We start from the raw sequence: 26,577 nt of genomic DNA on the forward strand, positions 1-26,577 counted from the left end.
TATTTCATTTGGAGTTTATCTATGTTAAGAAGTTTTCATTCGGTAGGGCAAGGCGCTTTCTATACCGAAGAATTTTCCAATTTTGTTTCAGTATATGATTGCGGTACAGATTGTACTGGTCTAATGAAGTTGGACACCGAATTGAGAGACAATACTTGTCAGAACAATGAGGTGAAACATGACTGAGAAAAGAGCTTACAAACGCTACCCCAAGGAATTTAAAGAAGAAGCCGTCGCATTAGTACGAGAGCAAGGTTATAGCGTAGCTCAGGCAGCAGAAGCTGTTGGTGTTACAACTACGGTTCTCTACAAGTGGAAGGAAAAGTTAGAAGCCCAACTAGAAGGCACTGAACTATCTGATGACGAACGTGACGAGCTCAAACGACTTCGTAAAGAAGTCAAAGAGTTACGTATGGAGAAGGAGATTCTAAAAAAGGCTTCAGCCTTCTTCGCGAAAGAAATGAAGTAAGGTTTAACTTCATTAAAACTGAGTCAACCCGATACCCAGTAACCCATCTATGTCAGACGATGAGAGTAAGCCGCTCAGGTTATTACGACTGGCTAAAACAGCCAGCAAAAGTGGTCACTGCTGAAACGCTGAACCTGTATCGCCGGGTGAAGTGGCTATTTAAACAAAGCCGACAGAGTCTTGGTAATCGGGAAATGACAAAGAAGCTGCGTGAAGAAGGCTTTAGCGTTGGTCGGTACAAGGTTCGCACTGTGATGAATAGGCTTAGCCTAAAAGTGACTCAGCGAGTAGCTTACAAAGTCACGACGAAGCGCAAACACAGTGATGCAGTAGCCGATAATTTGTTGAATCAGAACTTTAATCCAGTGGCTCCTAATCAGGTTTGGGCGGGTGACGTTACTTATCTGAAAACAGGTGAAGGCTGGATGTATTTAGCTATCGTCATGGATTTGTACTCGCGACGAGTTGTTGGCTGGCATATTGATAAGCGAATGACAACCGACTTGGTTAGCAAGGCATTGGTAAAGGCATATAACCTGAGGCAACCAGGAAAGGGGCTTGTGTTCCACAGCGACAGAGGCTCCCAGTATACGAGCAGACAATATCGCAAACAGCTATGGGGTTATGGCATGCGTGCGAGCATGGGAGATGTAGGAGCTTGCTGGGATAATGCCGTGGTCGAGCGGTTCTTCGGAAGCTTAAAGCACGACTGGTTATTTAAAGTACATCAGCCAACCAGAGAGTATATGAAGGAAGATGTCGCAGCCTACATGAGGTATTACAACCTCGAAAGGCTGCATTCAGCGAACAATGACATGTCGCCGGTTAATTATGAAAAGTCTCTACAGAAAGTGTCCGGTTGGAGTTGACCAGAACACAGCTCTGTTTAGTCATTAATTGTGAGTTTGTATTCTAAATTTCTCATAATTGATGATTAATAATTCACAATGGTTGTTTTTCTCTATAATTATTAACATCTAATTCGTTGTTTTTCTGCATTTAGTGATTATTTGATGCGATTATTTCTTGATTAAAGATTAGAAAATGTAACTAAAATTTGGCCTTGTGTGTTTTCACTTTTGTCGTACTCAAAAGAGATGGCAGAATTGCTTTGCTTGTAAAAAAATTCCCATTACAATTGCCGATAATTTGGTGGGATTGACACGTGAAAATAAGTAATAGACTAAAACAGATAGATGAAATGGTAGGTCAAGAGTACGATCATATTTGGGACTGTTGTTGCGACCATGGATTGTTAGGCGCGACATTATTGTCTCGTCAGGCTGGTGGTCATATCCATTTTGTTGATATTGTTCCTGAACTCATGACACAGCTCGACACTAAGCTTACTCAGTTCTATGGGAGTTCATTAACGCCTTGGTTTACCCATTGCATTGATGTTGCTAACCTCCCCATAGAACAGCATGAAGGAAGGCACCTGGTTATTATTGCCGGTGTTGGTGGCGATTTAATGATAGACCTTTTTGAGGCCATTCATCGAAATAATCCATCGGTATCCATAGACTACCTATTGTGCCCTGTTCACCATCTGTATAGCCTTAGAAAGCGTCTTATCGAGCTGGATTTTAGGCTTAAAGAAGAAACGCTCGTTGAAGACAACAAACGCTATTATGAGATACTTCTGGTATCGTCTGAAAAGAACAGCCCATCATCACACCCTATGGTCTCTCCGGTTGGAAAAGACATTTGGAATGCAGAATCCATTCAGCAGGTTACTACCGCGAAGGCTTATCTAACTAAGACACTGTCTCACTACCAAAGACTGGCGCATCATAAGAACATTGAAGGTGATCTTGCTGATTCTCCTCAGCGCATTTTGAACGCTTACCGTGGTATCAAGATAACCGCGACATAACCACGATTTAGTTACCATGTAATCAGACAAGATAATTAATGAAAATGAAGTGATGGCAAAAGAAAAGCGCCTCGCGGGCGCTTTCTTTAATAGAATCAAGTGATTAAAATCAACCTGGCTATTGAAATTTTATGGTTCTGATTCTACTGAACGTTACCAAGTTTAACCCAAGTATCAATGACCGTATCAGGATTGAGCGATACAGAGCTAATACCTTGATCCATCAGCCATTTGGCTAGATCGTCATGGTCTGACGGGCCTTGTCCACAAATACCAACGTACTTGCCTGCTTTGGTCGCAGCGTCAATGGCCATTTTAAGCATGGCTTTAACGGCTGGGTTTCGTTCATCAAACAAATGGGCAACATCACCAGAGTCTCTATCAAGCCCTAGCGTCAATTGAGTCATATCATTGGAACCAATTGAGAAACCATCAAAGTATTTTAAAAATTCATCCGCTAAAATCGCATTGGACGGTAATTCACACATCATGATGATTTTTAAGCCTTGATCGCCACGGCGCAGATCGAACTTAGCTAATAAGTCGATAACCGATGCCGCTTCACTTGGTGTACGAACGAACGGGATCATTATCTCGACATTCTTTAGCCCCATTTCATTGCGTACGCGCTTTAGCGCCTGTGTTTCTAATTCAAAACAATCCTCAAACACGGGAGAAATGTAACGAGATGCACCACGGAACCCAAGCATTGGATTTTCTTCGTGAGGTTCATACCGTTGACCGCCAACCAAATTGCTGTATTCATTGGATTTAAAATCAGACATACGAACGATGACACGCTTAGGCCAGAATGCAGCGGCAATGGTGGCGATACCTTCGGTTAGCTTACTCACATAGAAATCAATCGGATTGTCGTAACCACGAATCCTCTGAGTGATTTCCGCTTTTAACTCATCCGACTGTTGATAAAAATTCAATAGAGCTTTGGGGTGTATACCAATCATCTTATTGATAATAAATTCGAGCCGAGCAAGGCCAACTCCTTCATTGGGAAGTTGAGCAAAATCGAAGGCACGATCTGGGTTGCCCACGTTCATCATTACTTTTGTTGGTAATACAGGAAGAGCATCAACCGCCGAACGTCGAATCTCAAAATCAAGTTCGCCTTGGTACACGTAGCCGGTTTCACCCTCAGAGCATGAAACCGTCACTGTCTCTCCATCGCTCAGTGCATCAGTTGCTTCTCCACAGCCCACTATTGCGGGAATGCCAAGTTCGCGAGCGATAATTGCGGCGTGGCAAGTGCGCCCACCTCTATTGGTCACAATTGCTGATGCTTTTTTCATGACCGGTTCCCAATCCGGGTCTGTCATATCAGTCACAAGCACATCGCCTTCTTGAACCAGTGACATTTGATCCAGGGAGTCCACCAGCCGTACTTTTCCGCTGCCAATGCGCTGACCAATGGCACGGCCTTCGATCAACACGTCCGCTTTATTATTGAGTTCATAACGTTCAATGACATTTTGCTCATTTTGCGAACAGACGGTTTCTGGTCTTGCCTGCACGATATAGAGCTTTCCGTCGATACCATCTTTAGCCCATTCGATGTCCATTGGTCGCTTATAATGCTTTTCGATGATGATAGCTTGCTTGGCGAGCTCTTTAATTTCATCGTCGTTGAGTGAGAATTGCAGCTGTTCTTCAGGCGTCGTATCAATGATATCGACTTGCTTACCAATCTCTTGATTATCTGAATAAATCATTTTGATAAGTTTTGAACCAAAGGTTTTCTTTACGATTGGCACTTGCCCTGCTTCTAAAAGCGGTTTGTGCACGTAGAATTCATCGGGGTTCACTGCGCCCTGAACGACCATTTCACCAAGCCCCCAAGAAGAGGTGATGAAGACGACTTGGTCAAAACCCGATTCCGTATCTAACGTAAACATAACGCCTGATGAAGCTTTGTCAGAGCGCACCATGCGTTGAATACCCGCGGAAAGCGAAATTCCACGATGATCAAAACCTTGGTGGACACGGTAAGAGATCGCTCTGTCATTGAACAAAGACGCATAAACATGTTTCGTGGCTTCAAGTACCGCATCGATGCCTTTCACATTCAAAAATGTTTCTTGTTGACCCGCGAAAGACGCGTCAGGAAGATCTTCCGCCGTCGCGGATGATCGTACTGCCAGCGATAATTCTTCGTTGCCATCGATAAGACAACGGTAGTCATCACGAATCGCTTGTTCTAGGTCGCCAGGAAATGGCGCTTTTAACACCCAATCCCGTATTTGAGCCCCGGTTTTTCGTAGCGCGTCGACATCTTCAACGTCGAGTTCGTCGAGTAATTGATGGATACGCTCATCAAGACCCTCAAAATCAAGAAATTGGTTAAACGCGTGAGAGGTGGTAGCAAACCCGTTTGGTACTGACACACCAGCGTTTGAAAGGTTAGAAACCATTTCACCTAGTGAGGCATTTTTACCGCCGACTTTGTCGACGTCTTCCATGGACAGGCGATTAAACCAGAGAGTGTTCTTATGCATGAATTTCTCCGAATGCATTGCAGCTTTAATTGTAGGGGAAAGGCAAACGATTACGTAAGAGCTGAAAAAAATGCAAACAATTTTCTCAAGCTGTGGAGTACGTAATTGCATACCAGGTTTTGTTATCGTTATTATGGTGTGCATGATACTCAACATTATTTGATAGAATAAACAAAATATGCAAATTGATATTGAAAGTCGTGATGTGTTCTATGTTTCTGACGGCACAGCGATCACTTGTGAAACACTTGGGCATGTTTTGCTTGGGCAATTCTCTTTTTCTGCAAATGAGAAAACATTTCCCTTCGTTGAGACGGAAGACAAAGTGTCGGATGTTGTTAAAGAGATCGAACAAAGCTTTGTCAGAACAGGACAAAAGCCACTGGTGTTTTTTTCAATCGTCCTTCCTAGCGTTAGACAGATTTTACTCGAGAGTTCAGCATTTTGTTACGATGTGCTTGAAGGGCTTATACAGAAAATGCAGTCCGACCTTGATATGAAGCCAACCCCTAAACTGCAACGTTCTCGTAGCGTAAACCGTGACTCCGCCACCTACTTTGACCGAATTGCTGCCATTGAATATACCCTAGCCCACGATGATGGCATCACCCTTAAAGGCATTGAAAAAGCCGATATCGTATTACTTGGTGTGTCACGCAGCGGTAAAACCCCAACAAGCTTGTATATGGCGATGCAGTTTGGTTTGCGAGTCGTCAATTATCCTTTCATTGATGATGACATTAAAGCCATGAAGCTTCTGCCCGAATTTGAAATTCATCGTCATAAGTTATTTGGCCTCACCATTGATGCGCAAAGATTGACCGAGATTCGCGAAAATCGGTTATCGGGCAGTGATTATGCCAGTACCGAGCAATGCAAACTTGAACTACAAAGTGTAGAGGCCCTGTTTAGGCGGGAAGCCATTCCTTATATCAATACTTCTTCGCTGTCTGTTGAAGAAATCTCCACACGTATTCTAGAAAAGGCAGGATTAAAACGGCGATTGGTGTAGTTTATTAATGTGTATAGTTTATTAATTTGAATAGTTTAATAATGGGTACCGCGTAGGAATTGCTACAGCTTAGCCATTCGTGTCGTTGAAAAGTCGTGTCGATAAGTCGTGTAGTTAAAAAGCAGTGAGGCCTACCTCTTCTCTCAGCGGTAGGCTTCATCTTTGATTATGTGCTTCTAAGCCAGTTTGTATCTCACTGGGCTGTACCGCTCGCTCTATTTTAGTTTACCCACGTCGGGAAAAGTGACAGTGTCTCCTTTTGCGAGCAATATCTGTATTTTATTCGGCCTACCGTTTGAATCTAAATACACTTCTCCGATCGAACTTTGATTGATTAAGCGCCTTTCCCCATCAAAGTCAGGATCTCGCTTATAAATCTTCATATTCTTACGCTTGGTGAATAGATTGAGAGGGGACCTTGGGCTATACAGTGCCCTGTCAAGCGCATCGCAGACCTTTAATAGCGGATCTGGGAACTCATTCTTTAAACCACTTGCGGTAATTTGATAAATATTGGGGCTGCTTTTACTGAATCTGAGGCGAATGTCGTAAGCAAATGAGTAATGCACGTCACCCGACAAAATGACAAAATTGGTGGGTGTCTTTGAATGGGTAAAGATACTTAGCAATGTGTTCGCTGAACCTGGGTGTGCCATCCAGTTCTCGGCGTCAATCAATAGCGGCTGTCCAAGGGCGGTTGCGGCTCGCTGTAACGTTTCTATAAATTTCACGCCAAACATAGGCGCAGGAGAAACGATGATCACCGCGGGTTCATTTATCAGCGAGTGTTGCAGTTCAGTCAGTGCTTCCCAATCCATCAGTCCAGAAGGTTTGTTCATTTTTGATTCTGAACGCCATCGTCTTGTCCTTGTATCGAGAACCAGGATCTTAGGGCTCGTTTCAATGGAATAATGCCATTGCTCAAACTGATATAGCGACGCAATGAGCGCATCATGCGTTTCGCTATGAGTTTCAAGAAATACGTTTTTCACGCTATTAATGAATGCATCATTGAATTGAGTCGGCGCGTTGCCCCACCCTTGAAAAAGCCAGTAGCTGATAAGCGCATTGCCAATAATACGATTGGAAAAAGCGTGTTGGTATGCGGCTTGCTCCCACCCTCGAGTTAAGTTCCAATCATCAGTAACATCGTGGTCATCGAAGATCATATAAGTGGGAATATGCGCCATCAAGCGGCGAACAGAAGAGAGCCCTGCAATAAACTCTTCAATGATTGGATACTCTTTCTCCCACAAATTCTTCCATTTTACGTCGAGTTCTTTTCCCGCATGGACAAAATTGTTTTTCTTTAACGCACTATTGTCGACGTATGCCCACAGCGTTGGGGACCAAACAAGTAAGTACATGGCGTTAAACTCTGCCAAAGAAATGAGGTGATTCCCCGACTCTCGAGAGCTAAACACGGGCACACGTCGAGTCAACCAGTTTCTGAGTCGTTCATGTCGGCTGAGAACGCCTTCCCCTCCGTCTAAATAATGTGGCAAGATTTTATTTCTGCGATAAAAATTGTCTTCGTGTTTGTATAGATCTGAAGACGATTTTATCGGTGCCTCTTCAAATTCTTCCTCATTAAGGCCGAGTAATGTAATGACCTGTTGAATCGCATCCAGTGTTGGGCCAGCAACATGATCAGCGTAGATTTGATCACCGCTCATCATGAGTAAACAAGGTCTTTCTTCAATAGGAAGAAGCGCAACTTTTTTGTCTGCGGTAACAAGCGCATCTTGACTTGGGTAATGTGGATTACGGCAGGAACCGTGCATGACGTAATCAGCGTTGGTTTTAATGTCAAATTGCGGCCGGGTTTCTTCGTTGTACAGCAGATCGGGAATCAAATCTCTTAAGTTGCCATGATCCGTGGCTAAATCGTATTCTAACCGCTCATTGGTTGGGAAATCGCCAGTCAAATTAAGCTGGTATACCCACGCTCTTTCGCCGATTTGAATATGTTCACCTTCTTCCAGTGTGGCGCGCATAAATGGTGTGGAAATTCCTTGCCTGAATAATTCGACATGCCCTACGAGTGGAGATGAGACGGCAAGCCAGATGGTCACTTCTGAAGATGTACATTTACGCAGGATGGGACCCGACAAAATAAGTGGTAACGCATGATTAAGCTGCGCGCTTTCCTGCGAACGATTATCAGTGTCAGTGTCATTATCAGGCAATGTGCCGCCCAAATGATTCTTTGATGGCTCTACTGGCATACGTGGTAAAAACTCCATTTCGCATATTACTTTGACGATATTCTTAATTTACACCATTTTGTGTTGCTTCACTCATTTGTATGTCACTTACCTGAATAGATTGAGGTCAAACAAGTAACAAGTTATTAATCTGAACACGGAGTTTATCCGTTGATGCGTCGATAACCTATTAGGTTCAAATGAGTACTGTTTTCATGTTATCGCCGTTTGTACGTAAAAAAGCGACCAACATTGTGGTCGCTTTCTGCATTTATATGACCCGTATAACTATGTTCTAGTTATTAAGCCATTCTTTGACTGGGCGTCCAACGTGCCAATTCAGGTGTTAGTTTAACGCCTTGAGACGTTAATAAGTTAATACGAGCAAGATAAGCAGCGCCGTGCATTAGGTGCTTTGCGAGATCAACGGCGTTACGTTGGGTGTAATCATCTAGGTAGCTGTCTTTCGCCCACTCATTAAATGCACCAAGCGCAGGACCGGCCCACACCTGGTAATCCATTTCGCGCCCCTTCTCTCCTGTGTTTGACCAGCGGCTCGATAAGCCTAAGTACCAACGGAATATAAGCGCCATTTTACGCTTAGGGTTACCTTCAGCACGCTCGATTTGTTTAGGATCTCGCTCATTAAAGTGAGCCACAGTACCGGCCCAAATGTCATCTAGCGTCGAGCGGAAAACTTGTTTCTCTAGCTTCTCGCGCTCTTCAACTGGAATCGCGTCGATGGAGTCATAACGCGTATAGATCTCATAGAGTTTGTTTGCGCGCATTGGGAATAACGTTCCACGCTTAACAACCTGAAGCTTCACGCCCATCTCAAACATGTCCGCAGCGGGCGCCATGGTCACATCGGCCATTTCCGTTGTTGCTAGCAATTTACGAGTATGCTCACTCGCCCCTGCTTCAACACACGCTTGGTTGATAGAACCTGTCACAATGTAAGCCGCGCCCATGTTAAAGGTTGCCAGTGCAGCATCAGGTGTACCGACACCGCCACCACAACCTACTCGTAATGGCGTTTTGAACTTATATTGTGCTTGGATTTTATCTTTTAGTGCCAAAATCGTTGGAAGCAATGTAACCAGCGGACGGTTATCAGTATGACCACCTGAGTCGGCTTCCGCCGTAATGTCATCAGCCATAGGAACTCGCTGAGCCAATTCCATTTGTTCAGCAGTAATACGGCCTTCATCTACTAAGCCTTGCAGCATCTTAACAGGTGCAGGCTGCATGAATTTGCTTGCCACTTCCGTTCGGCTTACTTTCGCAATGACCTTGTTCGCAATCTTGATCTCGCCTTTCGCATCGCGGCTAAGACCAGCTGCTCGGTATTGAACGATTTGAGGCGTTAAACCTAAGAATGCTGAAGCTTCAACCGTATGGACACCATGCTTTAAGAATAGCTCAACACTACCACGCTCTAGAGCAGGCTCGCTTGGGCTATGGATCAAGTTAAACATGTATGGGCCATTTGGTAGTGCCGCTTGAATACGGTTAATCGCTTGCTCTACACGTGAAGGAATCAGACCTGCCGCGCCAAAAGAACATAGAATGCCCGCTTTGCCTAGCGCAATAACTAGCTCTTCAGAAGAGATGCCATTCGCCATCGCGCCAGCGTAGTACGCATATTTTACACCGTGAAAGCGACGGAAATCTTCATCACCTAAACTTTGCGTACCTAATGCTGGAGCAAATGCACTTACTGGGTGGCTATTGGTTGCGCTTGCCGAGTCACCTGAAGTGATCGCTGCTTTTTGGCTAACGCCCAACCCTTTTTCAGGGTGATTTACGACATAGCAGCCAAGGCTTAGATCTTTGAGTACCGTTGCCATTGTCGCTGCATCAAAATGTGTGTTGCGCTCTTCTATTTGCCAAGGCCATGGAGAAAGCTTTTCGTTGTTCATTGTTGTTTCTGTTGTCATAATAATTTTTCCCTACTATTCTCTAGGCTTATTTGTTCTCAAAGCAAATCGCTTCTTCGATACAGATCGCGATATCTTTCAGTTCGTAAATACGCAGTCCGTCTTTACTGAGATTCGCGTCACCAACAATGACTTTCTTTCCGTCTTCATCTTTGATTGCCGTGATATGTACATCCAGAGACATCTGTTTGTTTAACGGGTTAATTTGACCACGATATTTCCACTTAACCTCAGATTGGATTTGACCAAACTTAGGATTACGGAAACCTGCTCCCAAATCTTTATTCAGTGCGTAGGTTTGCATCAATTCAATAATCGCTTCAACACCTAAAGAGCCCGGCATGACAGGGTCTTGATGGAAGTGGAACTGGAAAAACCAATCACTAGGGTCGATAGTACGCTCAGCATAAAGGTAACCAAGACCAGATTTACCGCCATCGCTAGTAATTTGAACTTTGTCGATGAAGTTCAAGCGACCACCAGCAAGTTGGTAGTGTGGCTGATCTTCACCTGTCGCTGAAACTGGCGCGTTGAAGTAACGGCTCGTTTTATCTAGCAGGTCAATTGACACATCAGGTGTGCGGTTGTTGTCTACATGCCAAGGCTGAGTCACTTTACCGTTGTCTAACCCCAATTGGTCTTTCAGGGCTGCGCCTTTGAAGTAACCAAATACTGCCGTGCCTTCATAGAAAGGAACGCCATCAGTACTTAGCTCGAAGCTGAAGCTCTGAACAATGTTCGTACCCATCATTACCGTTGAAAGTAGACGCGAGTCATTGGTGATGGTTTTTCCACGTAAATCCACGTTGCGCAGCATCTTACCGCTACCATCTAGGTTACGGAAAAACAGTTCTTCACCCGGGAAGCCCAGTGTTGTACCCATGTAACCCGAGATGAAACCATTAGGCTGAAGAGAGATTTCCATTAACACTGAGTAAGGCATTAACGATTCATGGCTGTTCTCATTAAAATACCATGCGTTTTCTGGTACTTCATATTCAGCAATACAAGATGATGGTTTCTTGAATTCGCCACGCTTACCTTTTATATCAACAACACGCGTGGTTAGTTGTAGATCGCCGCAAGGAGTACGCGGTGGGATCATGCCACGGTAGATTGAGAAATCAGGACCGAAACATTTTTCTATATCACCCGTTGCAAACTCAAACATGTGATACGGAGTAAACGGCACGGTATCTGGACTACGATTTGGATAATCTGGAGTTACCGGAGCTTCAACGTGCTGCAGAGGGATTACGCCTTTATTCGTTGCGGTTTCTAGATCAGGAATTTGCGCCATTAACGGTGCATTCACCGACGCTTGCTGACTAGGCTTATTTTCAGAAGCATGATGAGAAGATAAGGTTTCTAAGTATGGAATTGTTGTCTCATCCGTAACAACATAATCGCCAGAACCAATGTAACGTGTACATTCTTCGTCTTCACGGATCATCACACCTAGGTTTTGGAAATCAACGATCACTTTACCGTTAAGCAAGATGTCGATGTTTGCTTTCGCGTACGGTCGAGGGCTCAGGCCAATCTCGGTCACTTCCATTCGGTAAGTTAACTCTGCCGTTTGAGGAAGGACCTGACCACGACAACGTACTTGCTGAGGTGCATTTTCTAGTGGTTGGAAACGGCCATTTTGTAAGAGCGTATGCATACCTAAATGCATCATGTAAAACTGAAGCAGTTGCCCACAACCTTCCGCCATCAATGAACCAGCCATAACTGAGTCATCTTTAAAGTGGCAAGGGAAATACCAATGCTCAGGCTCTAATTGCTTATGACCTTCAATAAGACCCAGTCCCCATGTACCGCCTTGTGGTTCAACACGGCTCACTTTCTCGATCATCATAAACTTTTCTGAGCTAAAACATAGAGAAGGCTGATAGCGATCAGATTGGTGTGTAGGACCAAAACACTCTGCAATATTTGCCGTCAATAAATGACGCAGAGATTGGTTATCAAATTGCGTTTTCGGGCAATGTAGGATTGGATCAAAACGCATCTTGGTTGCGAGTTTACGCGCTTTGATTTCATCTTCGGTATGGATCACGCCTTTACCGTCAGCAAGCTCTTCATCGGTAAAGAAACCTGCACAACCGTTATCCATTTTCAGGATCATTTTATCGCCCACGAAACACTCATAAGAGAAGAAGAACAGAAGCGTATCGCCATTGCGAGCGAAGCTATTGATTGAGATATCGTAACGTAGCGTATCGCCACCACGAGGAAGGTCGCCAAGGAACGTTAAAGTACAATCAAGCAGACGATAAACGCGCTCGCCTTTGTTTTCGAAATCGATACCTAAATAGCTGATCAACATAAGATCACACTGACCAGACTCAACGGCAACTGCCCAAGGAATTTGACCATCAACCAGGTAAGGCGCGTCAACTGGAATGTCGTATTCCGTTGTCATTGTGCTTGGCTTGTATTCATTCACTGTCGCATTAAGCTTTGTCACGCGAGATACCAATAGGTAATCCGTTGTTGGCAGCCTAACACGACGTGAATAACTATCGATGATAGCGTAATCAGGGCCGAATACATTGGCAATGTTACCTTCAGCGTATTCAACTAAGTCATCGTAATCCCAAATACACGGCTTAAGGGCTGGCCTCACAGGCGCTGCTTCTTCCAAGCTTGCGAGAGCATTCACTGGTTGTGTCACTGGCGCGCTCGCCACACCATTTTGAACGTCCAATGTTTGAACGCTGCCGCTTAACTGAGCGTTATCAATGCCAGTCGTAACCGCATTTAACTGTGCCTTTAGGAGTACATCAGCAATTTGCATACCTTGTGCGCGTGTTTGTAGAAAAGCTTTATGCACTTCTTGCGTCAATTGTTGATTTTGATTGAACGCTGAAAGCTGTGGTGCGTTCTCATTAGCGGATAGGACTGTAGTCATATTGCTGTGATTACCTGTTATCGAATTCGGCGAAGTCGTCGCCAAAGTTGCAGAAGAATGTAACGGTTGTTCCGATGTGTGATGTCGTGTCTCAACCAATGGGATTTGAGCGTGTTGTAAAGTCAGAATATTCGATTCCGCCAGGGTCACGACTCTAGCCTGTCTCTTTGCTAACTTACCCGCTGACTTTTGTTGGATCTGGTTGAGTTCGGCTAACGGTGTTTCTGTTATGTGTTGATAAATATCTCGTCCACCCAGCGTCACGGATTTGATTAATTGACGTTGACTGGCACTTGGTAACTCATTGTTTAGGCGGCCATTCAAAGCTTGCGATTCAACGCTTGACTGAGTCAATAGTAATTGAGAACACTGCCCTTCACTGATGTTAGCCACGACTGCCCTTTTTAACAGGCTAGCGTGACTATTCAAGGTCAGTAAGCCGTGAATAAGGCTTGCCATACCGGAAGCAGAAGAACAGTGACCTACTCGCTCGCTTGCTTGAATTCGCGAAGCGGTTTTTAACAAGATTGGCAGTTGTGAAGGCGTTTGATTTTCCGCAGCCTCGTTGAGTTCTAGCAGTGAGATTTCATTTGAACTAATGCCTGTGCGTGTCAGCAACTGATCAGTGACACTGTTTTCTTGGCTGCTTGGCCCAAAGGCTAACGCACTGATTTCACCATACGCCTGACACTGAGCCGATTCGGCATTATCCTGATCAATCCTAGCTTTATCAACAAGGACAATTGCCCCTGCTCCTTCGCCTACTTTCCAACCCTTCTCTATAGAACCATTCGGGTTAAGCGCGACAGGCGTAACCCTGTTTTTCAGTAGAACATGCTCAGCGCTGCCACTGAGATCAACCGCAGCGATAACCACGGCATCGATAGACTCTTGTGACATTAAGTTTTCTGCTACGTCGATACATCGAGCAACAGATTGCTCGGCCGCAGAAATGGTAAAGGCGGGGCCATTGAAATCCCAAAGAGACGAGATTCTCGATGCCATGATATTGCCAATGAAACTGGTGTATTGATTTAGCTTGGCCGCATCCATCACACTGTCCATCGCAATGGTTTCTAGTGCTTTGTATTCAGCTTCCGTTAAATCAATGCCCATGTTTTCAAGACTATCAGCAAGCTGGCTATGCAAATTCACACGGCCACGGAACTGATGCATTTCAAGTTCTGTTTCCATCGCCACTAATACTGCGACTTTTTGTCCAGCTTCTAGCTTGGCATCTCGAATGGCTTCGTCAGCAACTTTCATCAATAAAAGCTGCTGAGAGATCAATCGGTCATCTTCATTTGGCGGTACTTTAAAGCGTAGGAAATCAAGGTCAAACTGATCAATATACGCACCACTTGGCACACCATGAAGTCCAAGTTGGCTCAACAGCTCTGGATGCCGATCTAACCCTTTCCAACGTTTGTTTGGAAGCTTAATAAACGCGTTGTCATTCGTTTTTATCGCATGGTCGAACTCATTAACGCTTTGCAGCGAACCGAAATGCGAGGCCAGGCCAGTGATCTTAAGGGCTTTTGGTTGGGCGAGTGAACTCAAGGATTCCGAAGCCTGAGACGTTGGCCTACTTGTTTCAGAATACGCTTCCAACAGCAGGTGAGCATTACAGCCACCAAAGCCAAACACAGAGACGCCTGCACAACGTTCTGTATTTCCAGCTTTATCAGGCCAAGATTGTACCTGTCTAGGTAACGTATGCTCGCCAAACAGACCATCAGGTGATGATAGTGGCCTATCAAGGTTGATACTTGGAGGTAACACGCCCTCTTTCATAGCAAATATCATCTTCATAATGCCCGGCATACCCGCCGCTGTGAGTAGGTGGCCTAAGTTAGATTTTGCCGAACCGATCAATGGTGCGTTTGAACCCTTCAACTTATCAGAAAAGAAGCGTTCCATAGAGGTTAGCTCAACCTTATCTCCAAGTGGGGTTCCCGTTGCATGGCACTCAATCACTTCTATGCTTTCAGGAGATAGCTCAGCGGCCTCGTATGCTCGCTCAAATGCTTGTACCTGACCTTTGCTGTTTGGGCTCAATACAAACTGGCCGCGACCATCGTTTGATAAACCAATACCACTAACAACAGCATAAATATTATCGCCATCACGTTCTGCATCGGCGAGACGTTTTAGCACTAGAACGCCTGCACCTTCGCCAGCAAACAAGCCTTTACTGTTGCTATCGAAAGGAGCGGATACACCGTGATCAGGGTAAGCGTGAAAAATTGAGAAGCCCATATTGATGAAGAATGGATCAGCGCCAGATACTGCACCTGCCAACATCATATCGGCTTTACCCGTATTCAGGTAATCGCAAGCAAGCTTCAGTGAATAGACCGAACTTGCACAGGCTGCATCAAGGCTTAACTGTACATTGCCAAGACCTAGCGCATCAGCAACCAGCTTCGATGCGTTATGTGCAGCCGCACCGTTGATCGCATTGAGTGGTTGAGGTTGTTCATTGGTTGGCAATAACTGGAAGTTTTCGTTTGATAACTTTGTTTTCAGCGCCTTCTCCACGACAGAGTGATACATAGGCAAAAACAGATCGTTTGAACGAGACGTTGGGAACGACAGCGCTCCCATAATGATACCTGTGCGCTCTAACACATCCGCACTAAGATTGACGCCTGCATCGACTAACGCTTTTCGGCTCGTATCTAAAGCCCATAAAAAGCTTTGATCGACGCCTTGTAACGACTCTTTTGTTACGCGGTAACCTGAGCTGTCAAAGTTAAAGTTTTCAATGTAACCGCCCTTATCGCAGTAAAAACGGTCAGACTCCCCTTGCACACCTTGATAGTTTTGCGGTGTCGCACCAAGCTTTTCAGCGCTTAACGTTGTACGAGAGTCTTTTTTATCGAGTAAATTTCGCCAAAAATCTTTTGGCGTATCTGATTGCGGGTACTGATTGGCAATACCCACAATCGCAATTTTATTGCATTTTGTTTTTGAAGCACGATTTGATTGAGAACTCATACTGGCTCTCCTTGATGATTATTCGTTTTATTACCCGAAACTGACAAAGTTTCAGACTTAGCTAAACCGTGTTGATATTTCGCGCGGTTCATTTGCTGCTCTAGCCCTTCGATGAGAGGGGTAACAGAGAGTGGAATTTGATGAGTGATTAGCTGACCGATACACTTCAATAAGGTCATGATGTCTTCGCCACCCTTTGCATTCGTAGCAACCGTGCAATACTCGTTAGCCACTTCGTCAGTACGGTTAATCTTATCGATTAATGTGCTGGTTTGGCGGTCAGCCCCTACCTCGATAAACAGATGAGCGCCCTGTTTACGGGCGCTACGTATTAACGAAGTAAAATCCAATGTTGAGCAAAACGTGTCAGCAATAGAACGTGCGATACTTTGACTGTCTATATCCACCGGACGATTCTCAGCGGCACTGATAAAACGAATATGCTCAGGAAGTTCATCAAACACGGGTTGCGTGTAGAACTCACGTATCTGCTCATGCTGACTCCAAGCTGGGGTCGTATGCATCGCTGTTACACGGTTCGCTGGAATTCCACGTTTTCCTAGCTTCTTGAGAAGTGCTCGGCACGTTTCTTCACAGCCCGCGAGTACGCAAGTGTCACCTTGAATAATGGCTAAATAGGCACGTGGAAATTCAGGTAACAGGGCTTTAATAGCGGCAGCATCACTGCGAACAACAAAGCTATTCCACTCTATTTGTTCAGTAGCGCTTAATTGCCAATTCTTTCGGACCGCAGTTAACTTTCCAGAAATCGCCGTAGTAAAGATTGGGCTGGTTTGAGTCATCTCAATCAGCGCATGGGGGTTTTTCCACACTCCCAAGCTTGCCCACATCGACGCTTCACCCTTGGAATAACCTAATGCGAAGTCTGGCTGAACTGCAAAATTTTCACACAATAATTGAGTGAGGATATAGCTGCTGCCCACACCCGCAATTGCCAGTTCACTCAATGACAACTCTTGCGGTTCATCAGCGTACGTTTTACTCGCTTGCAACATTTCCTCTAGATCCCCTTCTCGCTCTAAGCGCGCAAAAAGCTGTGGGAAATAGTGGTGAAATTCACGAAGCAGCCCCGGATAAACAGTACCAACACCTGGGTAAACAAACGTGACGCCACCTTTGCTGTTTGGTGCTGGTGAAAAGCAACTTCCCGATGGTGTTTTGTAATGACTGTTTTCAGCCATGACTTTGCCCAGCGAGTTTTCTAACGCAGCGATCTCTTTTATTGCAGACTCTACAGATGCCGCTTGAATAACGATATCAGCACAAGCGGGAATTTTGGAACCCGAAGTCTGATACTGTTTGAGGTTAGAATGCATTAACTCAATAAGTTCAATCGCTTGAAGATCACTAGATCCAATTACAGGCAGCTTACTAAGCTGCACTTTGAGTTGCGCTAAAGCGGATTTGAGTTCGGATTCATTTGCACCACTAACGACAAACATGACTCTTTCTTTAGAAAGTAATGGCTTTGCGGGTTGCAGCCCAGTCGCTTGAGTCAAAATTAAGCTTGTTGAATCTTCACATTCGCTATTAAACGTTATTGAAGCGACACGAGCTTTATTCTGCTGGGTAAACCAATAACGATTAGCCAATGTGCGACCGGATAGAGCAGTCACGAGACCAAACAGTTCAGCAAATTGCTGGGCAGGCGTCGTTAAATTAAACGTTCGCTCATAGCTAAGGTCTTCAGGCAGGCGTCGTGCCTGTAAGAGAGCTTTTGCAATACTCTCACTTTTTGTCGCATTGTTTTCAGAAAAACCAGCGAAGTACGCATGTGGATGAATTTTACTTTTCGCAGCACTCAACGCGTTTAACATCAAAATACGATTGGCCATGACACCATTACTGGATGGGGTCGTTAGTTCAACAACATGGCCTTGAGTAACCGCTTCAATCGCGTTATTGATCGATAAATTGAAATTATCGCCGAGCGCTATTTTTTGAATACTAGGAAGTTCGGATAATAAGTCGACAGAAAGTCCAGCGGCGTTTGCAGGCTGAGCTAAAAGAGCGATGCGCAAAGGCATCGCTTTATTGGAAGGAACAGTCACTATGAGGATAGCTCCTGTGTTTTTTTAGACTCAGTAGTTTTCGACTTATTTGTCTTTTGCATCGCTGATTTGTTCTCGGTTTCTTTGACAGAAGCCACAGGATTATTTGCCAAGAACGCGTCGTTAAGTGTTTTGCTAATCGTGACTTTAGCACCATTCATTACTGTACTTAATCGACCGTCTTGATGATAAAGCGAAATGTTCGCTTGCAGTGATCGAGCAGTACTCTTAATCACTTCAAGTTCGAGCCATCCTTTGTCTCCTACTTGCATTGGCGAGTAACAGATCATCTCACTGATCGCAGAAGGTAGACTCGCTGAACCATATTTTAAACGAGCCCAAACGAGCATCGCCTGTAGCAAGTAATCTTCGGTGAATGGTTGGCTATCACCAAAACCATTTTTTGCGATGAAAGAGCCGCAGTCGCTATCAACAATTGTCGGCATCTCACACTGAGCTAATAAGCCTTGATCATCAAATCGCTCGACCGTTTTGATACCTTGTAGCGTTGGCCCGTGAAATAACGTGCCGTCACTGTATAACGTGTCTGACGTTGTAACCGCTTCACCTGTAGCGACATTAAAGTGCTTCGTTAGTGCCGCTGGTACTTCACTGACTGTTTGTGCGTCTGCTATCTGCAATTCAGCTTGGTATTGCGGACGGCCTTGGCAGCTGATCAACGCTTTTATCACGCCGTCTTCCAAATCCGTTTTAGATACCATAGGTGACAGTGTCACTGTTAATTCTTGTGCTTCGTCTGTGTCAAAGATTACGCCTTTAAGCAATTTGTAGTTGCGAACGCTAACGCTTGCCCCTAACAATTGTTGCGCTGTTTCACGCATCCATTGGATTGCACACACTGTCGGTAACACTGGGTTACCGGCAATGCAGTGATCCTTGATAAAAGGCAGAGCCTTTGGATCAAGGATACGTGTCACAGTGATGCTTGTTTTTAGCGGACTCTTTGCAAGTTGCACAGACTCCGCATTACGCTTTTTTACAGAAGCTTCCTTGCTATCTGCGCCTTGCATGCTCGTACCCACTAGAAGTTGGATACCTGTTTCGCTTAATAGCTGAGAGCTGAACAGTTCTGCCCCCGCTTGTAAAGGAATCACGTACACACCGCGTTCAGTGAACATTTTTTTCAGTGCCGCGTTAACCATGCCACCATCCCACGGCCCCCAGTTAAAGCTCATCACTTTTGCTTCAGGGTTGCGGGCTGACAGTTGCAGTGCTGCTTTGTTCAGGATTTCGTTCGACATTGCGTAATCGCTTTGCCCTGTATTTCCGTAAAAACCAGCCGCAGATGAGAACATCGCAACAAGTTTTAGCTTGCTGCTGTCAAGGCCACCAAGTACGGCTTCTAGTCCGCCGACTTTCGTTCCATAAACCATATTCAGTTCATCTAACGTTTTATCCTGAATGTGTTTGTCAGCGAGTACACCCGCGCCATGGATAAGGCCTGTAATGTTGTTGAAGTTAGCCAACGAGTTTGCCACTGACTCACTGTTTGAAACATCAAGACTTAGATATTCAGCACTTGCGCCTACTTCTTTAAACGCCGCAAGAGCTGCGTTAATTTCTAAGCTGCTTAACACGGGTTTCAATAATGCATCGACTTTCTTCGGTGTTGGTTTATCACTCATCACTTGCAAGTGTGCAATTGCAGCAGATTTCAGTTCGCTTTCTTGCTTACCTTGAGCCCATTGTGGAAGTTCGCTAGCGGTAACATGCTTACTGCGACCCGCTAAGATGAAGTGAGATTGGCATTGCTTAGCAAGCGTTAAAGCACACTCAAAAGTAACGCCTTTAGCGCCTCCCGTGACAAGAACATTGTCGCTCTTATCTAGCTTTGCTGCTGTGTTTTTCGTTAATGCTTCCCCCGGTGTTGCTGCAAATAACGTTGAACGACCTGTTTCACCTTCAGCGGCTTCCGCTAGACCAACTTCAACCGTATTGGTGTCAATATCGTGAAGCTCAGCGGTAATCGCTTCAGCTAGATGGCGAGCATCTAATGCCAGTGTTGCATCAAGCGCACGACAGAACACATTTGGCCATTCATGGCTCAACGTTTTCGTTAAACCTGACAGTGCCGCTTGGTTTAGCTCTGCATTGACTAATTGCTTTGAATCCAGGTAACCAAAACCACCATCAATACGGCTTAGAGTGAAGAACACGCTACGACCTGATACGGTATTTAGCTGGCTGTTTAAGTGCTTCGCAAATAAGAACGCAACGGACAATGACGATTTGGAATCGACATTTAGATTAACGCCTGACTTAGGCTTCTCTTCTTTCGAATTAACGAGTGCTTGCAGGTGAACAAAACCCGCAATGACTTTGTTTGAAGATTTGAGGTCTGCTTCAATTGAATTGATAACAGCGCTTACACCTGCATCATCAATGCTTTCTAGCGTGTAGCTTGCGATTTCACTGTTTAGTGGAGATGCGGCAGATAGAGGACTACGTACTACAGCAACTTGAACGCCGTTAGCAGTCAGCTTTTCTGCTAAAACACCCGCGTTATGACCATCGTCTGTGATCACAACACAAGCATCTTTTGAAAAACAGTCGACCAGTTTATCTACCGCTGGTAACTTTTTTAGCGCTACCTCGTTGTGTGGCGGAAGTTCTGCTGTCGCTGTTTCTGTGATAGCAGTTACCGCTTGAGAGGCTGACTTGTCATTACTAGCCTCTGGAGCCGTCGCAGACAGTTTGCCTTGCATGTAAGTGACGATTTCGCCAAGTGTACGACACTCTGCTAAATCTTCTGGGTTTAGCTCTGGTAAGTTAGGCAGTTGATCTTGAACCGTACCAAGGATTTCTACTCGTTTAATCGAGTCGATACCAAGATCTGCTTCCATATCCATTGCAAGGTCTAGCATTTCTGCTGGGTAACCTGTTTTATCGGCAACCACTTCAAGCATTGTCTTTTGAACAGTCGCTGCGTTAAGTCCATCTGTTGATGCTACCTGAAGTGACTGAGTCGCAATCTGAGGTGCAGCAACAGATACAGTCGCTAGTTTGCTATTCATGTAATCGACAATTTCACCAAGAGTGCGACACTCAGCAAGATCTTCAGGGTTAAGCTCTGGCAGTGTTGGTAGCTCATCTTGAACGGTACCTAGAATTTCTACACGCTTGATAGAATCGATACCAAGATCTGCTTCCATATCCATAGCTAGATCAAGCATCTCAACTGGGTAGCCAGTTTTCTCAGCAACCACTTCTAGCATTGTCTTTTGAACCGTCGCTGCGTCAAGTCCATCTGTTGGTGCTACCTGAACTGACTGAGTCGCTACCTGAGGTGCAGCAACAGATACAGTTGCTAGTTTGCTATTCATGTAATCGACGATTTCACCTAGTGTACGACACTCTGCTAGGTCTTCTGGATTAAGTTCTGGAAGAGTTGGTAGCTCATCTTGAACGGTACCTAGAATTTCTACACGCTTGATCGAATCAATACCAAGGTCCGCTTCCATATCCATTGCTAGATCAAGCATCTCTGTTGGGTAGCCAGTTTTTTCAGCAACCACTTCTAGCATGGTTTTCTGTACTGTCTCGGCACTTAAACCGTCAGTAACAGGTACTTCAGCTGGAGAAGCCACTGCTGAAACTGGAACTGCTGAAAGCTTGCTGTTCATATAAGAAACGATTTCACCCAGTGTACGACACTCAGCGAGATCTTCAGGGTTAAGCTCTGGCAACGTAGGCAGTTCATCTTGTACTGTGCCTAGAATTTCAACACGTTTGATCGAATCAATACCAAGGTCCGCTTCCATGTCCATTTCTAGATCAAGCATTTCTGTTGGGTAACCGGTTTTCTCAGCAACCACGTCTAACATTGTTTTTTGAACACGTGCTGCGTCTAGACCATTTGAAACCGGAGCAGTTGGAACTGGAGCGCTCGTTGACACTGAACCGCTAGAAGGCATCTTGGTGTTCATATAAGCAACAATCTCACCAAGCGTGCGGCACTCGGCTAAATCTTCAGGGTTAAGCTCAGGAAGGTTTGGCATTTCATCTTGAACAGTACCAAGTATTTCAACACGTTTGATTGAGTCAATACCAAGATCTGCTTCCATATCCATATCAAGATCTAACATCTCGGTTGGATAACCCGTCTTCTCTGCAACCACTGCCAACATGACTTTTTCTGCATCCGCCGATTGCACTTCCGTCGAAACTCCTTGAGTTGAAGCAACGGGTGCACTTGCTACCGGAGCTTTAGTCGCTTCTGCAACGATTGCAGGTGCTGAAGTCTTGGCTGCCATTGCTTGAGGAGCTTGTTGTTGAACAACTGGAACTGAAGGTTTAGATGCTTGTGCGACGGTTTGATCAGCTTGTGTTGTAACAGGAGCAACTTGTGGCGCTACCTGCGTTTTAGCGGCTGGTACAACAACCGTTGGCGTGTAAGCAGAAACCGTTACTGGCGCTACGCTTTGAGAGCCAAGCGCAGTCAACGCTGAATTGTTGCTCTGAGCTTGCATCTCTAAATAGTGTGCATGAGCCTTTAGAGTTTCAGCTTGGTGTTGATGGAACATATCCATAGAACGCTGTAGGCTTTCTGGAACTGGCACGTCAGCCGTCGCCATTTTTGCTTGCTCAGACATGAGCGTATTAAACGTATCGCCGTATTGCTGAGGAATGGCCAAGAACTGCTGATGAACTTCAGCGGCTTGCTGTTGAGCGTTAAAGAACGACTGTAATGACGACTCATCAATTGTTACCGACGACGTGGCTTGTGCATTTGATGCCTGTAACTGATTTGCTTGTGTCGACGTAGCGAGTTGCGCTGTCGCCGGTACTTGATCCGTTGCAACGGCAACCGGAACTTCTACTACTTCTGTTTTGATCACTTCTTTTTCCACAATCTTTTCGACTTCAACTTTTATTTCAACGATTTCAGTCTTCTCGGTCACTTGCCCAGTAGACAATGATGTGTCCATCTTCTTACGAGTGGATGGGCTGATGTAGTTCGTTGCGTTGAGCTTAATGTTCATTGGCGAGGTCGCGGCCGGCGCTGCGATATCCGCTTGGTATGGGTCAATGTTGTCTAGTGACACACCCGCTACACATAATTGAACAGCAGCGAGACGCAATTGCTGATCGCTATCCCCTTTAGGACTTGGGTTGATACTGATCGTGCAAAGCTCATCACTTTTGTCTGCTAGTGTTTTCTCAACCAGTTTGGTCAGAATGTTCTTTGGCCCAAATTCAACAAACACCCGTGCGCCTGCGTTATACATTTCTTCAATTTGAGCACTGAAATGTACCGATTGCAGCATATGCTGTTTAAAGGCTTTCTTAATCGCCTTACCATCTTTACCGTGCAGTTTACCTGTCGCATTTGAATACAACGGTAATGTTGGCGAGGTAAATGACGCTTTATCGATTGCAGATGCAAATGGCTTTTGAGCATGAGCAACGAGTGGCGTGTGGAACGCGCCAGACACAGGTAATGCAATTGCTTTAAAGCCTTGCTCAGTGAGTGCATCTGCCGCTTGTTTTGCAGCGTCAGTAGGGCCAGCAATAACAAGTTGAGTTGGCGCGTTGTAGTTTGCAATGCTCACACCTTCAAAGGCTGCAATACAAGTTTCAACATCGGCCATTTTGTTTGCATCCAAGATAACGGCGTACATTGTGCCACTGTCACCTTCTGCTGGAGTTGCCGCCATTGCAGCGCCACGAGCGAATGCCAATTGGTAGTAATCGTCTTGCGAGATCACACCTGAAGCGCATAACGCACTCAACTCTCCAAAGCTGTGGCCTGCTACCATATCCGCTTTAAACCCAGCTTGAGATAGGATTTCAAACTGACCCATTGAAATGGTACCAATTGCGCTCTGAGCATTCGCCGTATTAGTTAATACCGCTTCTTGGGCTTTCGTTGCATCAGCAGTAAACGTTGGAATCGGGAAGAGCACTTGAGACAGTGCCGTTTTCTTATGTTGACCAAAGACTTGATCTGCTTTAGCCAAATGCTGACGCATTTCAGGGTAATGACAAGAAAGTTCGCGCCCCATGTTTAGGTACTGAGATCCCTGCCCTGCAAACAGAGCTGCGACCTTACCCTCATTACCAGTCAAGGCTGATTCACGGAAAGTTGTTCCGTTCGGCAGTTGCCACTGCGCTTTATCTTGAGCTTCTATCATTGAGATAGCGTTCGCCAGCTGCACTTCAAGATCAGCGTGATCATTCGCCACTAACCCTAGACGAGCGTGGGATGCATCAATTTCACGTAGAGAATAGCCTTCTGCAAGCTTGCTTAGATCAGTGTTATCTGCAATTTTTGATTTTGCCTGATTCAAATTCGCAACTAATGTGCTACGTGACTCTGCACTGAATAAGAACGACTGAGGAACTTGGCGTTGACGGTATTTATCACCACGAGCATGTTCTTGTGTGTATTCTTCTAAAACGACATGGAAGTTTGTTCCCCCGAAACCAAACGAACTAATACCCGCCCGACGTGGTGTACCGTCAACACGGCGCATCCAAGGACGCGTTTGAGTGTTCAAATAAAACGGTGAGTTCTCGATGTCGAGTTTAGGGTTTGGTGCCGACACGTTGATCGTTGGTGGTAGCACTTTATGGTGCAGTGCAAGTGCCGCTTTAATCAGACCAGCAGTACCCGCCGTTGATTTAGTGTGACCGATTTGAGATTTAACCGACCCTAGAGCGATGTGTTGTTTTTGCTCGTTGTTTTCACTGAATACCGAGTTTAAACCCGCAAATTCTGCAACATCACCCGCTGCTGTACCCGTACCGTGGGCTTCAAGTAGCCCGAGTGTATGCGGTGCAAAGCCTGCATCATCGTAAGCACGTTTCAGCGCTTTTGCTTGGCCTTCTGGACGTGGAGCATAGATACTTTTGAACTTACCGTCAGAAGATGAACCAACACCTTTGATCACAGAGTAGATACGGTCACCATCGCGCTCTGCATCTTCCAGGCGCTTAAGCGCGACCATGCCAATCCCTTCACCAATCATCATACCTTTTGAATCAATATCGAAAGGTTGGATAGTTTCATTGGTTGTGAAAGCAGGTGTTTTAGAGAAGCTCATGTACATGGTTGGTGAGTTATCTGTACACACACCACCTGTGATCATCATTTCACTGCGGCCTTCAACCAGCTCACTCAGTGCCATACGCATTGCGGCAAGAGATCCTGCACACGCTGCATCTACCACACAGTTGATACCGCCAAGGTCAAATCGGTTCGCAATACGACCTGAAATGACGTTTCCGAGAGACCCCGGGAATGAGTTTTCTTCCCAGTGAATGTATTGGTCTTGGAATTTTTTGATCAGCATTTCGCTGTCTTCGTCACTAATGCCACTGCTCTTGAAGACTTTCTTCAACACAGGGTACTGCAGACGTGCGTTCAGGCTTTGTGCAATCTTTTGACCGCCACCCACACCGAGCGTAATACCAATCTTATCGCGATCATAACCTTCTGGAAGTTTTGCATCTTCAAGCACTTCCTTTGCTACGATCAATGATAGTAACTGGGATGTGTCTGTGAGCTCTAAAATGTTCGGCGGAAGACCAAACTCCATTGGATTGAAGTCAACTTCAGGAATGAAGCCACCTCGCTTACAGTAAGACTTGTCCGGCGTTGTTCTATCAGCATCATAGTAATCTTCAGGGCGCCAGTGAGTATCGGGCACTTCTGTAATCGCATCGATTTTTTCACTGATCAGGTCCCAAAACTTGTTCAGGTAACGAGAGTTCGCAAACATACTCGCCATTCCAACGATAGCAATAGGCATATCTTTAAGGCGTTTATTGAGTCGAGTGTCGTCTATAGATTCGGGTGTTGTTTTTTCGGATTGGCTCATTATGAGTCTCCACTGGAAATCACGAGGGGTGATGTCATATTTTGAAGCTGGCTTTTTAAGTGCATAGACAATAAATCCGTTTGAGATCTAGAAAAACACAGCTGAAAAGTCTGGTCGCTACTAATGAGCGAACAGTTAGAGATGATGCTTTGAGAGTTCAATGACTCGTCATAGTTGATATGAATCATGTGCGATTTAAGCGTTCATGTCTGCGGGCAATGTCCATTAAAATCCTGTCTAAATAATTGCTATATGAGATGCTTATATTCGCAATGAAAATGAATTAAGTTGACTAATGGTTGAGCAGATTAGCTGAGGCGACTAATTGATACAATGCTCTGAACGCCACGGACAATCTTGTCGGACCAGACGAATGCAGAGAAAAGGGTTTAAATTGATAAATGAATTACCTAATCGATTGATTTTATAAGTTAAAATTTACAAAATTTGAGTTTATACTCTATTTTTAACGCGAGTGAGATCTAGCTCATGTTTTTGTAACCATTCATATAAATGGTTTTATTTTATAGGGCTCTACTTATCTCACTAGTAAATTTGGTATAGTTTGAATACAGTGATTTTTAAAGTCGAACATTGTCATTTCTCCCCTCCTATTTCTCTAGGGAGTGTTGATCTTTTTACAGCAACTTGATGGGTATTTAGACAAGGCAGAGGCATAGATAGATAGGTAGTTATTCTGCTTGAGAAGCCTCTAACGCAGTATCAATAC

General features: G+C 45.0%; 10 protein-coding genes. 4 read left to right on the forward strand and 6 right to left on the reverse strand.

Features of this window, described 5'->3' with window-relative positions:
- The 3 genes from A1QO_RS20525 to A1QO_RS17390 all read left to right on the forward strand — a co-directional run.
- Positions 1 to 186: hypothetical protein (locus tag A1QO_RS20525; RefSeq protein WP_038131796.1), on the forward strand; the 186-nt coding region annotated here is incomplete at its 5' end.
- A protein-coding gene (locus A1QO_RS17385; protein ID WP_141707134.1) for an IS3 family transposase occupies positions 179 to 1,338 on the forward strand; the annotation gives its coding sequence in 2 pieces (ribosomal slippage) (positions 179 to 443 and positions 443 to 1,338; 1,161 coding nt in all). The genes A1QO_RS20525 and A1QO_RS17385, both read left to right, overlap by 8 nt.
- A gap of 296 nt (positions 1,339 to 1,634) precedes the next feature.
- Complete coding sequence (locus A1QO_RS17390; protein WP_083249892.1) at positions 1,635 to 2,345, forward strand: tRNA (adenine(22)-N(1))-methyltransferase; 711 nt, start codon at positions 1,635 to 1,637, stop codon at positions 2,343 to 2,345.
- A 143-nt stretch (positions 2,346 to 2,488) separates the two neighbouring features.
- On the opposite strand, the gene ppsA is transcribed toward A1QO_RS17390, so the two are convergent.
- On the reverse strand, positions 2,489 to 4,855 hold the full coding sequence (ppsA, locus tag A1QO_RS17395; RefSeq protein WP_017039537.1) for a phosphoenolpyruvate synthase: 2,367 nt from the start codon (positions 4,853 to 4,855) through the stop codon (positions 2,489 to 2,491).
- A gap of 178 nt (positions 4,856 to 5,033) precedes the next feature.
- On the opposite strand from ppsA, the gene ppsR reads away from it, so the two are divergent.
- Positions 5,034 to 5,867: a posphoenolpyruvate synthetase regulatory kinase/phosphorylase PpsR gene (ppsR, locus tag A1QO_RS17400; protein ID WP_017039538.1), complete on the forward strand. Its 834-nt coding sequence runs from the start codon at positions 5,034 to 5,036 to the stop codon at positions 5,865 to 5,867.
- A gap of 215 nt (positions 5,868 to 6,082) precedes the next feature.
- Here ppsR and A1QO_RS17405 read toward each other — a convergent pair whose 3' ends face one another.
- The 5 genes from A1QO_RS17405 to A1QO_RS17425 form a co-directional block, all read right to left on the reverse strand.
- Positions 6,083 to 8,095, reverse strand: a complete 2,013-nt coding sequence (locus A1QO_RS17405; RefSeq protein WP_017039539.1) for an alkaline phosphatase D family protein — start codon at positions 8,093 to 8,095, stop codon at positions 6,083 to 6,085.
- 281 nt (positions 8,096 to 8,376) lie between these two features.
- Complete coding sequence (gene pfaD / locus A1QO_RS17410; protein WP_017039540.1) at positions 8,377 to 10,014, reverse strand: eicosapentaenoate synthase subunit PfaD; 1,638 nt, start codon at positions 10,012 to 10,014, stop codon at positions 8,377 to 8,379.
- Between the two features lie 28 nt (positions 10,015 to 10,042).
- A complete protein-coding gene (locus A1QO_RS17415) occupies positions 10,043 to 15,931 on the reverse strand; it encodes a beta-ketoacyl synthase N-terminal-like domain-containing protein (RefSeq protein WP_017041422.1) in 5,889 nt (1,962 codons plus the stop codon).
- A complete protein-coding gene (locus A1QO_RS17420; RefSeq protein ID WP_017039542.1) occupies positions 15,928 to 18,003 on the reverse strand; it encodes a PfaB family protein in 2,076 nt (691 codons plus the stop codon). Before A1QO_RS17420 ends, A1QO_RS17415 begins: the two co-directional genes overlap by 4 nt.
- The gene (locus tag A1QO_RS17425) at positions 18,003 to 25,847 is read right to left on the reverse strand and encodes a type I polyketide synthase (RefSeq protein ID WP_017041423.1); all 7,845 of its coding nucleotides are present in this window, start codon (positions 25,845 to 25,847) and stop codon (positions 18,003 to 18,005) included. Before A1QO_RS17425 ends, A1QO_RS17420 begins: the two co-directional genes overlap by 1 nt.
- Between the last annotated feature and the right edge of the window lie 730 nt (positions 25,848 to 26,577).

The sequence above is a fragment of the Vibrio genomosp. F10 str. ZF-129 genome (genome assembly GCF_000287055.2).
GTDB lineage: Bacteria > Pseudomonadota > Gammaproteobacteria > Enterobacterales > Vibrionaceae > Vibrio.

Coding starts and splice junctions, on each gene's coding strand:
- ppsA (WP_017039537.1), bottom strand. CDS start 4,855: ATGCATAAGAACACTCTCTGGTTTAATCGCCTGTCCATGGAAGACGTC.
- ppsR (WP_017039538.1), top strand. CDS start 5,034: ATGCAAATTGATATTGAAAGTCGTGATGTGTTCTATGTTTCTGACGGC.
- A1QO_RS17405 (WP_017039539.1), bottom strand. CDS start 8,095: ATGCCAGTAGAGCCATCAAAGAATCATTTGGGCGGCACATTGCCTGAT.
- pfaD (WP_017039540.1), bottom strand. CDS start 10,014: ATGACAACAGAAACAACAATGAACAACGAAAAGCTTTCTCCATGGCCT.
- A1QO_RS17415 (WP_017041422.1), bottom strand. CDS start 15,931: ATGAGTTCTCAATCAAATCGTGCTTCAAAAACAAAATGCAATAAAATT.
- A1QO_RS17425 (WP_017041423.1), bottom strand. CDS start 25,847: ATGAGCCAATCCGAAAAAACAACACCCGAATCTATAGACGACACTCGA.